10 protein-coding genes are annotated in these 13,239 nt (G+C 72.2%); all 10 read right to left on the reverse strand.

Translation table 11 applies throughout. The features are described from left to right. Positions 1 to 110 precede the first annotated feature (110 nt). The 10 genes from ACIBCM_RS18105 to ACIBCM_RS18150 all read right to left on the reverse strand — a co-directional run bounded on the left by ACIBCM_RS18105 (position 111) and on the right by ACIBCM_RS18150 (position 13,182). On the reverse strand, positions 111 to 2,426 hold the full coding sequence (locus ACIBCM_RS18105) for a xanthine dehydrogenase family protein molybdopterin-binding subunit (protein ID WP_399244264.1): 2,316 nt from the start codon (positions 2,424 to 2,426) through the stop codon (positions 111 to 113). Then, positions 2,423 to 4,711 (reverse strand): 2Fe-2S iron-sulfur cluster-binding protein, encoded by a 2,289-nt coding sequence (locus ACIBCM_RS18110; protein WP_399244267.1) that lies wholly within the window; start codon positions 4,709 to 4,711, stop codon positions 2,423 to 2,425. The genes ACIBCM_RS18105 and ACIBCM_RS18110 overlap by 4 nt, the downstream gene beginning before the upstream one ends. Then, positions 4,708 to 5,604 carry an FAD binding domain-containing protein gene (locus ACIBCM_RS18115; RefSeq protein WP_399244269.1) on the reverse strand — a complete coding sequence of 299 codons (897 nt, stop codon included), beginning with the start codon at positions 5,602 to 5,604 and terminating at the stop codon, positions 4,708 to 4,710. The genes ACIBCM_RS18110 and ACIBCM_RS18115 overlap by 4 nt, the downstream gene beginning before the upstream one ends. A gap of 290 nt (positions 5,605 to 5,894) precedes the next feature. After that, on the reverse strand, positions 5,895 to 7,574 hold the full coding sequence (locus ACIBCM_RS18120; protein WP_399244271.1) for a beta-N-acetylhexosaminidase: 1,680 nt from the start codon (positions 7,572 to 7,574) through the stop codon (positions 5,895 to 5,897). A gap of 148 nt (positions 7,575 to 7,722) precedes the next feature. Further along, entirely contained in the window at positions 7,723 to 8,574 is an 852-nt protein-coding gene (locus ACIBCM_RS18125; protein WP_399244274.1) for a carbohydrate ABC transporter permease, read from the reverse strand. Then, a complete protein-coding gene (locus tag ACIBCM_RS18130; RefSeq protein WP_399244276.1) occupies positions 8,571 to 9,548 on the reverse strand; it encodes a carbohydrate ABC transporter permease in 978 nt (325 codons plus the stop codon). The genes ACIBCM_RS18125 and ACIBCM_RS18130 overlap by 4 nt, the downstream gene beginning before the upstream one ends. A gap of 15 nt (positions 9,549 to 9,563) precedes the next feature. Continuing rightward, positions 9,564 to 10,868, reverse strand: coding sequence for an extracellular solute-binding protein (locus ACIBCM_RS18135; protein ID WP_399244278.1), 1,305 nt, complete (start codon positions 10,866 to 10,868; stop codon positions 9,564 to 9,566). A gap of 263 nt (positions 10,869 to 11,131) precedes the next feature. Beyond that, complete coding sequence (locus tag ACIBCM_RS18140) at positions 11,132 to 11,413, reverse strand: DUF3039 domain-containing protein (RefSeq protein ID WP_389269474.1); 282 nt, start codon at positions 11,411 to 11,413, stop codon at positions 11,132 to 11,134. A gap of 63 nt (positions 11,414 to 11,476) precedes the next feature. After that, a complete protein-coding gene (locus ACIBCM_RS18145) occupies positions 11,477 to 12,301 on the reverse strand; it encodes an ABC transporter permease (protein WP_399244281.1) in 825 nt (274 codons plus the stop codon). Then, a complete protein-coding gene (locus ACIBCM_RS18150; protein ID WP_399244283.1) occupies positions 12,298 to 13,182 on the reverse strand; it encodes an ABC transporter ATP-binding protein in 885 nt (294 codons plus the stop codon). The genes ACIBCM_RS18145 and ACIBCM_RS18150 overlap by 4 nt, the downstream gene beginning before the upstream one ends. Between the last annotated feature and the right edge of the window lie 57 nt (positions 13,183 to 13,239).

Genomic DNA, 13,239 nt, shown 5'->3' on the forward strand with positions numbered 1-13,239 from the left:
GCCGCCCCCGGAGCCCCGCCGCACGCACCCCGGGAGCCCTGCCGTACGCCCGACGCCCCGAACCGACCCGACGGCACCCATGTCCCGCCCCGGGCCGGCCGCCCCGGGCCTCAGGTGTTCGAAGGCGCCACCGCGGCCTGCGGGCGGATCGGGAGGCGGTTGATCGGGCGGCCCGTCGCCGCGCGGACCGCGGCCGCGACCGCCGCCGGGGAGGTGACGACCGGGACCGCGCTCGCGGCCTTCGCGCCGAAGGGGGCGACGACGTCCCGTTCCTCGACGAGCTTCACGATCCGGATGTCCGGGGCGTCGAGCGCGGTCGGCAGCGCGTAACCAGTCAGATCGGGGCGGCGGATGACCCCCCGGGCCGTGCGCAGGTTCTCCGTGAGGGCCGTGCCGACACCGAGCGTGACCCCCGCCTCGATCCGCGTCGCGAGCTGGGCCGGGTTCAGCACCCGGCCCACGTCCTGCGCGACCGCCATCTCGACCACCCGGACCGAGCCCAGCTCGATGTCCACGTCCACCACCGCGCGTACGGCGCAGAACGCCATGCCCACGAAGGCGTCGCCCTGCCCCGACTCGTCCAGCGGCTCGGTCGGGTGCGGGCGGCACTGGGCGGTGGCCCACAGTTCCTTGCCGTCCAGCGCCTCCGTGACCGTCACGGACAGCACACCGTCGTACGAGGTGATCTTGCCGTCGGCGATCTGGAGCAGCTCCGTCGACATCCCGAACTGGTGCGCCAGGGGCTGGAGCAGCTGCGTACGGACCATCTTCGCGGCCCGTTCGACCGCGCCGCCCGAGACCCAGGTGTGGCGGCCGTGGGCGGCCGGACCGGCCGGGGGCTGGTCGGTGTCGACGGAGGCGACCTGGACCTCGTCGATACCGAGGGTCTCCTGGACGATCTGGCGGGCGAGGGTGGAGAAGCCGGAACCGGTCTCCACGGCGGCGCAGATGACCGTGGCGACGCCGTCGTGCACCTTGACCGTGGCGGTGGAGACCTCGTCGGCGCCCTCCGCGCCGAGCATATGGACCATACCCAGGGCGTAGCCGACCCCGCGGCGGACCGCGCCCGGCTCCCCCGCGCCCTCCGGGCCGCCGGGCAGCAGCCAGTCGTCCTCGGGCGAGTCCTTGGGCAGCGGCGGCAGCGGGAAGTCCCGTACGGCCTCCAGGAGTTCGGCGACGGGCGCCGGGCAGGTGACCGTCTGGCCGGTGGGCAGGAGATCCCCGGTCGCCAGCACATTGCGCAGCCGGATGTCGGTGGGGTCGAGGCCGAGCTTGACGGCGAGCTTGTCCATCTGGGCCTCGTACGCGGCGCACACCTGCATCGCGCCCTCGCCCCGCACATGGCCGGACGGCGGGTTGTTCGTCCGCACGGCCCAGCCCTCGATGAACGCGTGCGGGACCACGTACGGCCCGCAGGCGAAGGCGACGGCGGCGGCCAGGGACTCGGAGGAGGCGTCCGCGTACGCGCCCGCGTCGAGCAGCAGCTGGGCCTCCACCTTGACCAGCCGGCCCTCGGCGTCGGCGTGGTGGCGGTAGCGCAGCAGGGTGGGATGGCGGTGGGCGTGGCCGAGGAAGGATTCCTCACGGGTGGCGGTCAGTTTGACCGGGCAGCCCGTGCGCAGCGCCAGCAGCCCCAGCGGCAGCTGGAACCCCGGGTCCTCGCGGTCGCCGGTCGCGCCGGGCACGCCCGTGACGACGACCTTGACCCGGTCGGGCTCCAGCCCGAAGCAGGCGGCGGCCAGATCGCGGTCGGTGTGCGGGTCGGTGGAGGCGACGTACAGCTCCACCCCGCCGTCCGGGCGCGGTACGGCGAGTCCGGCCTCCGCGCCGATGGGAGCCGGGTCCTGGCGTCCGATGCGGTAGAGGCCCTCGACGACGACCTCGCCCATGGCGTCGGGGTCGCCGTAGCGCAGCGGGATATGGCGGATCACATTGCCGTCGGGGTGGAGGGGTTCGGCCTCGAACGTCTTCTCGGGGTCGGTGACCGGTTCGAGCACCTCGTACTCGACGGTGATGGCCGCGGCGGCGAGACGGGCGGTGTCGGGGTGGTCCGCGGCGACGGCGGCGATGGCCTCGCCGTGGTGGCGGACGAGGTCGGAGGCGAAGACGGGACGGTCGGCGATCCGGCGGCCGTAGGCCCGGTCACCGGGAATGTCCTCGTGGGTGACGACCGCCCGTACGCCGGACATCTCCCGCGCGCCGGAGGTGTCGACGGAGACGATCCGGGCGTGGGGGTGCGGGGAGCGCAGAATGGCGGCCCACAGCAGTCCCTCGGCCCACAGGTCGGAGGCGTAGGGGAACGTGCCCTCGGTCTTGGCCCGCGCATCGGCGGGGGGGAGGGAGGTTCCGAGGCCGTGCGCGGGCTGCTCGGGCCCGGGGGCGTCGGACGTCCGGGGCGTCGCGGTGGTGGCCGCGTCGTTGCTCACGCCATGCCTCCGTCATGCGGGTGGGGCTGCACACTACCTGCGCCGGGGGGCGCCTGGTGGGGGATCCGGGCTTCCTGGCGGCCGGACTCGCCGGAGTCGGCTGCCGCCGCGGCGCTCGCCTCGCGCTCGGCGACCACGTCCCGTACGGCGTCCAGCACGCCGCGATAGCCGGAGCAGCGGCAGAGATTGCCGCACAGGGCCTGGCGGGTCTCCAGCTCGGTGGGGCTGTGGTTGCCCTCCAGCAGATCGTGGACGGTCATCGCCATGCCGGGGATGCAGAAGCCGCACTGGACGGCTCCGCAGGCCGCCAGGGCCCGCTGGACGTCGGAGGGTTCGCCGTCGGCGGCGAGCCCCTCGACCGTACGCACCTCGGAGCCGGCGGCCGTGGCGGCGGGCACCAGACAGGAGGCGACGAGCCGGCCGTCGACCTGGACGTTGCACGCCCCGCACTCGCCCTGGGAGCAGCCGTCCTTGGCCCCGGCGAGGCCGAGGCGCTCACGCAGGACGTACAGCAGGGACTCGCCGATCCAGGCGTCGGTGACGGGCCGGTCGGTGCCGTTGACACGCAGGACGTACGAGGTGGGCGGGTGCTCCTCGATGACCGGGACGGGCGTGGGGTCGGGCTCCTCGGGGTGGGCGTCGGCCGTCTCACCGGCCGGGGCGTCGGTCACGGCCTGAGCGTCGGTGCTGCCGGTGCCGTCGCTGCCGTCCGTGACATCTGCGGCGTGGGGCTCGGTGCCGTCGGCCGGGGCGGGGGCCCCGGGGGCGTCTTCCCCGGCCTCGGACGCGGATTCGGTCCCGGCGGATGCGGACTCGGTCCCGGCGGGTGCGGGCGTCCCGGCCGGGGCGTCGGTCAGGGCCGGGGCCGCGGGTTCCTCCGGTACGGCGTGAGGCGCGGGCACCCCGTCCGCGTCCGGGACCCGGGCCGGGGCCTGTTCGCCGACGGACTCGGGCGCGGAGGCGGACGCGGCCTCGCCGTCGGGCTCGGACACCGGTACGGGCTCCGGCGCGGGCGCCTGTTCACCGGCGGGCGCGACGGCCTCCGGCTCCCCCGCCGGGGTGGGTACCGCGGCTACGGCCGCCTCCCCGGCGACGGGCACAGCGGGCTCAGCGGGGTCAGTGGGGTCGGCCGGGTCGGAGGGCACCACCACGGCGTCCGGCTGCTCCCCGGCCGCGGCCTCCGGGAGCGCCCCCGGCTGCCCGGCATGACTGGGAAGTTCCCCGTGCCCGGCGTACTCGGCCTGCCCGGGGTGCTCCCCCTGCTCGGGGTGGCCCGGATGGACGGCGTACTCCGGAAGGCCGGTGTGCCCGGCGTGCTCGGCGTGCTCCGGATGCGGCCCGGCGGCCTCCGGCGGCCCCGTGTGACCGGTGTGACCGGTGTACCCGGACTCTTCCGTATGTTCTGTGTGTTCTGTGTGTTCTGTGTGCTCTGCGCGTTCTGTCCGGTCTCCGTGGTCCGTCCGCTCCGCACGGTCCGCATGCCCGGTCTGCTCCGTGTGGTCCGGCTGGTCCGCGTACGCGGACGGCCGTACCGGCTCGGTGTGCTCCGCCGGAGCGTCCGCGGCCTGCTCCTGGGCCCCGGTCCCGGCCTCCGGCTGCTGTGCCCCGGGCGGCGCCTCCTGTACCCAGGGCGCGGGCGCGCCCCCGGGCAGGGTCGCCGGGGGCTCGGTGGCCCAGGGCGCGGTCGCTCCGCCCGGCAGGGTCGCGGGCGCGGAGTTCCACTGGCTCTGGAGCATGGAGGCGGTGAACTCCCCCGTCTCCTCCGGCAGGTCCCCCCGCGCGACCGGGATCGTCCACTGTCCGGTGACGTCCATCGGGGGCGGTGGCGGCTGCTGCTGTTCGGCCTCCGCGAACACCCACTGGCCCGTGGCGTGCGGGTCGTGGTCGGCGGCGCCCGGCGCAGGATGCCCGGCGGGGTCGGGGTGCCCCGGGGGGCCGGGGTGCCCGGACCAGCCGCCGCCCGTGATCCGGGGCTCGGCCGCGGGCGTCAGCGGCAGGATCATCGGCGGGACATAGCCGTGACCGGGCGCCTCCAGCGGCGCGGCGTGCCGTGCCTCCTCGGCGGGCAGCTCCACGAAGGCCGTGGCCTCGGCGTCGTACTCCCCCTGGGGCGTCGGCTGCCAGCCGCCGTGTCCGGGCGGGAACCCGTGCTGCTGCCCGGGCACGAAGCCGTGCGGGGCGTGCGGGTCCTGCGGGAACTCCTGCGGGTCGGGCGGGAATTCCTGCTGCTGCGGGTGCCCCTGCTGGTCGGCCGGGTGCCCGTGCGGGTTCTCCTCGTTGCTCACGACAGTGCCCTCCCCAGTGCACGCCGGGCCAGCGCGGCGACGGTGCGCCGCAGATGCAGTACGGCGGGCGGCAGCACCTGCTGCTCCTCGCCCTGCGGGGCCGGGTCCGGGTCGGGGATGCACGCGGCGGCGACGTACTCGCCGAAGGCCGCCAGCGCCTCTCCCGCGAGCCCGCGCTCGCCGTCCCAGTCGATCAGCGAGGCGATCCAGCGCTCGGCCTCCAGCGGGCGCAGCGGCATCGGCGCGATGGCGCCGACCGCGCAGCGCACCCCGCGCCGCTGCGGGTCCAGGACGACCGCGACGGACGCGGTGGCGCGGCCCGGGCCGGTCCGCCCGGTCGCCTTCACGAAGACCTGCGGGGCGTGCAGCAGGGGCACCCGTACGTAGCCGATGAGTTCGGCCGGTGCGAGCATCTCGCGTCCCGCCAGCAGGTGCGAGACCGGGATCTCGCGCCGGGCGCCGCCGGGGCCCGCGATGATCAGGTCCGCCTCCAGGGCGGCCAGGACGGGCAGGGTGTCGCCCGTCGGCGCCGCGGTGGCGATATTGCCGCCGAGGGTGCCCGCGTTGCGGATCTGGGGCGGTCCGGCCGCGCGCGCGGACGCGGCCAGCGCGGGGATGAGGGCCGCGAAGTCGGGCCGCCCCATCCGGGCGTGGGTGAGTCCGGCGCCGAGGAGGGCGTGCCCGTCCTGGTAGCGCCAGCCGCGGATCTCGTTGATACGGCCCAGACCGACGAGTCCGGCGGGCCTGAGCTGGCCCTTGTTGACGGCGGCCATGAGGTCGGTACCCCCGGCGACCGGCACGGCGGCGGGCATGGCGCCCAGCGCCGCCACGGCTTCGTCGAGCGAAGCCGGCAGCGTCACCGACTGCGATGTCTGCGGTGCGTGCGTGGTCACCCCAGCTGCCCCTTCCCGGTGTCCGGCGTCCCGCCTGTGCTGGCCGTACCGTACGTGCTCACAGCCCGGACGTGGCAACTCTGGCACATCTTCCGAGCCGACCGACGAGAGGGTCCACGAAGGGCACATCCATCACGGATGTGCCCTTGCTATGGCGATGCCCCGGTTTGGTGTGCCATCGGCAGCACAGGCGGATTGCCACTCTTCGACGGTGCTTGTACGGGATGTTCCTCATGGCGGTTTCCACGGTCCCAGAGTCCGGGACGGCGGGCACCGGGCTTGCGCCGGACTCACACGTTCGGGGGCGCGCCCTCCCGGGGGAAGCCCTTCACACCCGGGCGCTTCTGCCACGGCAGCGGGCCGCCGGGCGGCCGGTAGGCCACACCGAGGGCGTCAAGGCGGCGGTAGTGGCCGGCCATCCGCGCCTCGAAGCCGGCGAAGTCGCGCTCGGCGGGCGCGGGCAGCGCCGACCAGGCGACCTCGGCGAAGGCGGCCAGCCGGGGGAAGACCTGGTAGTCGACGCGGGAGCGGTCCTGCATCACCTCGGTCCACACATTGGCCTGGGTGCCGATGACGTGGGCGGCCGCCTCGGGCGAGAGCGTGGGCGGTACGGGCTCGAACCGGTAGACGTCCTCCAGCGTGCGTACGTACCCGATCGGCATCGGCTCGTCGGGGCCGCCGTGCTGACGGTGGTCCAGATACACATGCTGTTCGGGGCACATGACGACGTCGTGACCGGCCTCGGCGGCGGTGACGCCTCCGCCGTAACCGCGCCAGGACGAGACGGTGGCGCCCGGCGCGAGTCCGCCCTCCAGGATCTCGTCCCAGCCGATCAGCCGCCGGCCGCGCGCGGTGAGCCAGGTGTCGAAGTGGCGGATCATCCAGGACTGGAGCCCGTCCTCGCCGTCGAGTCCGAGTTCCGCGATCCGGGCCTGGGCGACCGGGGACCGCTTCCACTGGTCCTTGGGGCACTCGTCGCCGCCCAGATGGATGTACGGCGACGTCTCGGCCGGGAACAGTTCCAGGACTTCCTCCAGCACTTCTTCGTAGAAGCGCAGGGTGGCGTCGGTGGGGGCGAGGACGTTCGGGCTGACACCCCAGTCGTCCCAGGGGGAAAGGGCATCGGTGTCGATGACATCGGTGTTGCCCAGTTCCGGATAGGCGGCGATCGCGGCCTGCGAGTGACCCGGTACACCGATCTCGGGAACGACGGTGATATGCCGCTCGGCCGCGTAGGCGACGATTTCGCGGATGTCGTCCTGGGTGTAGTAGCCACCGTGCGGCTTCTCGTCCCACAGATCGGAACCCCGGTGGCCCCATTTGCTGCGTGCGCGCCAGGCGCCGACTTCGGTGAGCCGCGGGTGGCGCTTGATCTCGATGCGCCAGCCCTGGTCGTCCACGAGATGGAAGTGGAAGACGTTCAGCTTGTGGGCCGCGAGAAGGTCGAGGAAACGCAGGACGTCGGTCTTCTGGGTGAAGTGGCGGGCGACGTCCAGCATGGTGCCGCGCCAGGAGAAGCGGGGCGCGTCCTCGATCGTGACAGCGGGCAGCGTCCGGGGGCCCTCCCCGCCCGCGGGGGCCGCGCGGAAGGCGCCCGAGCCCAGCAGCTGGCGCAGGGTCTGCGCGCCCCAGAAGACGCCCACGGCGCTGCCGCCGCGGATCTCGACGCCCGTACCGGAGCCGGTCCGCAGCCGGTAGCCCTCCGGTTCGAGGGTGTCGTCGACCAGGAGGGTGATCCCGCCGGGCGCGGCCCGGTCCCCCGGCGGGAAGGGAAGGCCGGTGGCCGCGCCGACGGTGGAGCGGAGCCAGCGTTCGGTGGTGCCGGTGCCCGGGCCCGCGTACAGGGTGGTGGCGGCGTCCAGGACGAAGCCGTCGCCGCCGGCGGGCCCGGCGGAGTTCGGTGCCGGAACGAGCCCTGCGGAAGCGGTCTCTGCGGAAGTGCTCTGTGCGGAAGACGTCTCTGCGGTCATGGCGTTCGGGGTCCTTGTCCCTTGATCCCTTGGTTCGTCGGTCCGTTGGTTCGTTCTTCGTTCGTTCGCCGGTTCTCCAGACCGGTTCTCCAGACCGGTTCTCCAGACCGGTTCTTCAGACCGGTTCTTCAGACCGGTTCTCGGGCGTTCAGTCCTTCACGGCGCCACCGAGTCCGGAGACCAGGCGCCGCTGCACGAGTACGAAGAAGATCAGCACGGGCACGGTCATCACCGTGGAGCCGGCCATGATTCCGCCCCAGTCGTTCTCGTCGGGCTTGAAGAAGACGAGAAGGGCCATCGGCAGGGTCGACTGGGAGGTGTCGCTGATGATGAACGACTTCGCGAACAGGAAGTCGTTCCAGGTCGAGATGAAGGAGAAGACACTCGTCGCCACGAGCCCGGGGAAGACCAGCGGGAAGAGGATCTGCCACAGAAAGCGGGTGCGGCTCGCGCCGTCGATGTACGCGGCCTCCTCCAGGGCCTCCGGAACCGCCTTCACAAAGCCGCGCAGCATCCAGATCGCGAACGGCAGGGAGAATGCGATGTGCGGCAGGATCAGCGACCAGAGCGTATTGAGCTGGCCCATGTCCCGCATCAGGAAGAACAGCGGGATCGTCAGTGCCTCGATCGGCACCATCTGCGCCACGAGGAACATGATGAGCAGAGTGGTGCGGAACTTGAACTTGAACCGCGTCACCGCCGTGGCCGCCAGGAAGGCGATCAGCGCGGAGGCCAGGACGACCGCGCTCGCGACGAACAGACTGTTGAGGAAATAGCGTCCGAATTCCTGCTGTTCGAACACACGGCGGAATGAGTCGAGCGATGGGTTCAGTGTCCAGGGACGTGCCTCGGTCGACTGGATCTCGCCCGCCGGTTTGAAGGCGGAGAGCACCATCCAGTACAGCGGGAACGCCACGACGGCCGCGATGACGAGCGCGGATGCCTCGGCGGCGAGCCGCCAGGGGCGGCGGATGCGCAACTGGCTCACACGGCTGCTCACAGTTCTTCTCCCTGGCGTCGCATAAGGCGCAGATAGACGAGCGTGACGGCCAGCAGAATCAGCAGCATGACGATGCCGATCGCGGACCCCAGGCTGTACTGCGAGGACGCGAACGCCTTCTGGTACGCGTACACGTTGAGGACGAGGTTCTGTCCCGCGATTCCGCCCCCGGACGTCATCACGTAAATCTGGGTGAAGACCTTGAAGTCCCAGATGATCGACTGGATGGTCACGACGATCAGAATGGGCCGGAGCATCGGCGCGATGATGGAGCGCCAGATCCGCCACTGGGACGCGCCGTCCAGCGAGGCCGCCTCCAGCACCTCGGAGGGGATCGCCTTGATGCCCGCGTACACGGTCACCATGACGAACGGGAACGAGCACCACACGACCTCGAAGAGGACGAGCGCGAAGGCGCTGTAGCGCTCGTACGTCCAGGAGAAGTCGCCGAGGCCGAGCAGCCGGTTGACCGGGCCGTGGTCGGGGTCGAAGAGGAAGACCCAGACGGTGGAGCCGGTGATGGCGGGTGTGGCCCAGGCCCCGAGCGCGGCCAGCATCAGGGCGAGCCTGGGCAGCGCCCGGATCCGGGTCAGCAGTACGGCGAGCGCGCAGCCGACGGCGAGGGTGGAGACGACACAGGCGGCGGCGAAGACGACGGTCGCGAGCAGGACCTGCCAGAACTGGCTGTCCGCGAACAGTTCCCGGTAGTTGCCGAAGCCCTTGAAGGTGGTGGGCGCGCCACCGCTGACCTGTGCCTGGGTGTATTCGAGGAAGGAGATCAGGCCGAGCTGGTAGATCGGGTAGACGAGCAGTCCGGCGAGGACGACGAGCGCGGGCGCGAGATAGAGCCAGGGCGTCCAGCGGCTGCCCTGCCTGCCCGCGCCGCGTCCGCCGCCGCGCCTCGGGGGTCCTGCCGGGGACGGCGCGGTCTTCCGTACGACCGCGTCCGTCCCGGCTGTCACTTGGTGCGTCATGTCGTACGGCCCCGGTCAGCCCGCGCTGGAGAAGGCGGCGTCCATCTTCTTCGCCGCGTCGTCCGAGGCCGCGGCCACGTTCTTCTTGCCACTGACGATCTCCTGGAACATCGTCGGCAGAACGGTGGAGGCGTCGATCTGGCCCCAGCCGGCGGAGGCGGGCACGAACTTGGTGCCGGCTCCGAGGGTCTTGACGAACGGCTCGACGAACGGGTCCTTCTTCGCGACCTCGGCCCGCACATCGGTGTAGGTCGGCAGGAAGCCCATCGCGTCGAACAGCCGGCGCTGGGTGTCCTTGCCCGCGAACTTCTTCGTCAGCTCGACCGCGAGCGTGCGGTGCGAGGTGCTCTTGAGCACGCCGATGTTGTTGCCGCCCGCGAAGGCCGGCGCGATCTCGCCCGCCTTGGTGCCCGGCAGCGGTACGACGGCGTACTTGCCCTTGACCTTGCCCGCCTCGACGGCCTGGTGGCTGAAGTCGCCGCCGATGGCCATGGCCGCGGTGCCGGAGGCGAAGGCGGTGACGGTCGCGTTGCCGCCCATGGAGGCGCACTTGGCGGCCGGACAGTTGTCGTCGCCGAAGAGGGAGGTGTAGGCGGTGATGCCCTTGCGGGAGGCCTCGCTGTTGATGGCCGACTTGTAGCCGGTGCCGGACTCGTCGGCCAGTTCGCCGCCGTTGGCCCAGATGAACGGCATCGCGCCGTAGGTGTAGGCGCCGCCGACGGCGATGCCGTACAGCTCGGGCTTGGCCTTGCGGATCTGCTTGGCTGTGGAGATCAGCTCGTCCTGGGTCGCCGGGGGCTTCAGACCCAGCTCCTTGAAGACATCGGTGCGGTAGTACAGGGCGCGGACGCCGACGAAGAAGGGCGCGCCGTAGACCTTGCCGCCGACGGTGACGGACTGGGTGGCGGTCGGGTCGGTGTCCTTGGACTCGGCCCAGGCCCCGAACTCCTTGCTGATGTCGGCGAGACCGCCGTCCTTGACGTAGCCGGCGGTGTCGGTGTTGCCGTACTCGATCACGTCCGGGGCGCTCTTGGGGTCGTTGAAGGCGGCCTTGATCCGCTGGGCCCGGGTCTCCACCGGGATGTACTCGACCTCGACCTTCGCGTCCTTGTTCTCCTCGGTGAACGCGGCGATGGCCTCGTCGACGACCTTCTTCTTCGGGTCGTTGTTGACCTCCTGGAACAGCCAGACCCGCAGCGTGCCGGATTTCTCGTCCTTCGAGGAGCTGGTGTCGGAGGTCCCCGGCGCGCAGGCGGTGGCGGTGAGCCCGGCCAGGACAAGTGCGGTGACGGGGGCGGCTATTCGGGAGCGGAGCTTCATGGGCGATCCCTGTGAGTAGCGAATGGGCATGTTGCAAAATGCGCAACGTGCGTTTCGTGATGCACAACAGGGAGGAGGCTAGAACGGCTCAAACACTGAGACAAGTGGTCTCTACCACTCTGTGACCGGCGGGAGCATCCTGTGCAACGCCCGACGAGACCGCCGAAAGCACGCAAAACGGCCTTCGGGGCACGCTGTGCCGCGTGCCCCGAAGGCCGTTCACCACCCCCGGAAGACCGGTACCACCGGCCTCCCGGGGAGTGTTACTTCTTGTCCTTGCCGCCCTTGTCCCCGCCGGGGCCCATGGACTCGTAGATCTCCTTGCACATCGGGCAGACCGGATACTTCTTGGGATCGCGCCCCGGTACCCAGACCTTCCCGCACAGCGCCACCACGGGAGTGCCGTCGAGGGCACTCGCCATGATCTTGTCCTTCTGGACGTAGTGGGCGAAGCGCTCGTGATCGCCGTCGCCGTGCGACACCTGCGGCGTCGGCTCTACGAGGGTTCCCGTCCCTGTCCCGCGCTCGGGCTCAAGAGTGCTCATGAACTCCAAGGGTACCTGTGCCACGGGCGCCCGCTTCCCGGGCACCCGGTGCCCTGCCGTGCCTCACGCGTCCCGCCGCCTCAGCGCGGCCAGTCCGCACGCGAGCGCCACGCAGGTCCACGCCAGGATCACCAGGAGCCCCGGCCCCGGCCCGTACCCGATTCTCGAATCCGGGACGGTCGACATCAGCCGGCTGCCCGCGATGTTCGGCAGAAACCTGGCGACCTGCCCGACGCCCGGCAGGCTGGCCAGCAGGTCCCCCACGATGAAGAACAGCGGTACGAGGACGCCGAGCGTGATGACGGTGCCGCGCAGGACCGCCGCCACCCCCGCCGACACCAGGCACAGCAGGGTCAGATGGAGCGCGAGACCGAAGGTGGCCCGCAGCGCGCCCGGATCGCCCAGCCCGGCGTTCAGCTCCGAGCCCATCGACGTCTGCGCCGCGAAGAAGGTCGCGAACGCGGTCGGCAGCGACACCGCGAGAGCCACCGCTCCCACCACCGCCGCCTTGGCGGCCCAGAAGACGGTACGGTCCGGCACGGCGGTCAGGGAGGCCCGGATCGTCCCGGTCGTGTACTCGCCGCTGACCGCCATCACCCCGAAGCAGACGATCGCCATCTGGCTCATCGAGACCCCGGCGAAGCCCATGAGCACCGGGTCGAACACGTCCTTGCGGTAGTCCTCCGGATGGTTCCCGATCGTCGTCCCGTAGAGAAGGCCCACGGCGACCGTGAGGACGAAGGTCGCCGCCAGCGTCCACCAGGTCGAGCGCAGACTGCGCAGCTTGAGCCATTCGGCCGCCGCCGCGTCACGGAACCCGGCCGTGAACCGGCCCGGACCGCCGGACCGCCCGGGCACCGTCGCCGCCCCCGCCGCCCCGGCGCTCATCGGACACCCCCCGCCGGGCCGGCCGGACCGCCGGAGTGCGGGGCCCCGGGTCCGGGGCCGACCGATCCCGGCCCGCCGAACGGCCCGAAAGGTCCGGACGGCCCCGGCGGCCCCGGCGGCGGCCCGGCCGTACCCGCCGCACTCGCCCCGGCCACCCCACCCGCCCCACCCGTCGTCAGCCGGATGAACGCCTCCTCCAGCGAGCCCCCCGGCGGGGCATACGCGTCCGTGATCTCCCGGACACCGCCCTCGGCCAGCAGCCGCCCGCCCCCGATGACCACCACATGGTCCACGGTGAGCGCCGCCTCCCCCATCAGATGCGAGGAGACGAAGACCGTACGCCCCTGCCGCGCCCACTCCCGCATCAGCGTACGGATCCACACGATGCCCTCCGGGTCGAGCCCGTTCACCGGCTCGTCCAGCAGCAGCACCCCGGGGTCGCCGAGCAGCGCGGCCGCGATGCCCAGCCGCTGGCCCATGCCCAGCGAGTACGTCCCCGCCCGGCGGCCCGCGTAGTCGGTGAGACCCGTCAGTTCGATCACCTCCTCGACACGTGCGCCGGGGATCCGGTGGGTACGGGCGAGCGCCCGCAGATGGGCCCGGCCGGAGCGTCCCGGGTGCACGGACTTCGCCTCCAGCAGCGCCCCGGCCGTCCGCAGCGGATGGCGCAGCTCCCCGTACGGCACCCCGTCGAAGAGCACCGAGCCCCGCGTGGGCCGGTCCAGACCGAGCATCATCCGCATCGTGGAGGACTTGCCCGCGCCGTTGGGTCCGAGGAAGCCGGTCACCCGGCCGGGCCGGACCGTGAAGGTCAGGCTGTCCACGGCGGTGGTCCGCCCGTGGTGTTTGGTCAGATCGGAAACATCGAGCACGCCTGTCATGGGCAGCACCGTCCCGTGCCCTCCCGGGCCCGCGCATCGGGCCCGGGAGGGAGCGGC

This window comes from Streptomyces sp. NPDC051018 (genome assembly GCF_044456085.1).
In the GTDB taxonomy this organism is placed as follows: Bacteria; Actinomycetota; Actinomycetes; order Streptomycetales; family Streptomycetaceae; genus Streptomyces.

Excerpts from the sequence above, each read along its gene's own strand:
- ACIBCM_RS18120 (WP_399244271.1), bottom strand. The coding sequence starts at position 7,574 with ATGACCGCAGAGACGTCTTCCGCACAGAGCACTTCCGCAGAGACCGCT.
- ACIBCM_RS18130 (WP_399244276.1), bottom strand. The coding sequence starts at position 9,548 with ATGACGCACCAAGTGACAGCCGGGACGGACGCGGTCGTACGGAAGACC.
- ACIBCM_RS18135 (WP_399244278.1), bottom strand. The coding sequence starts at position 10,868 with ATGAAGCTCCGCTCCCGAATAGCCGCCCCCGTCACCGCACTTGTCCTG.
- ACIBCM_RS18140 (WP_389269474.1), bottom strand. The coding sequence starts at position 11,413 with ATGAGCACTCTTGAGCCCGAGCGCGGGACAGGGACGGGAACCCTCGTA.
- ACIBCM_RS18145 (WP_399244281.1), bottom strand. The coding sequence starts at position 12,301 with ATGAGCGCCGGGGCGGCGGGGGCGGCGACGGTGCCCGGGCGGTCCGGC.
- ACIBCM_RS18150 (WP_399244283.1), bottom strand. The coding sequence starts at position 13,182 with ATGACAGGCGTGCTCGATGTTTCCGATCTGACCAAACACCACGGGCGG.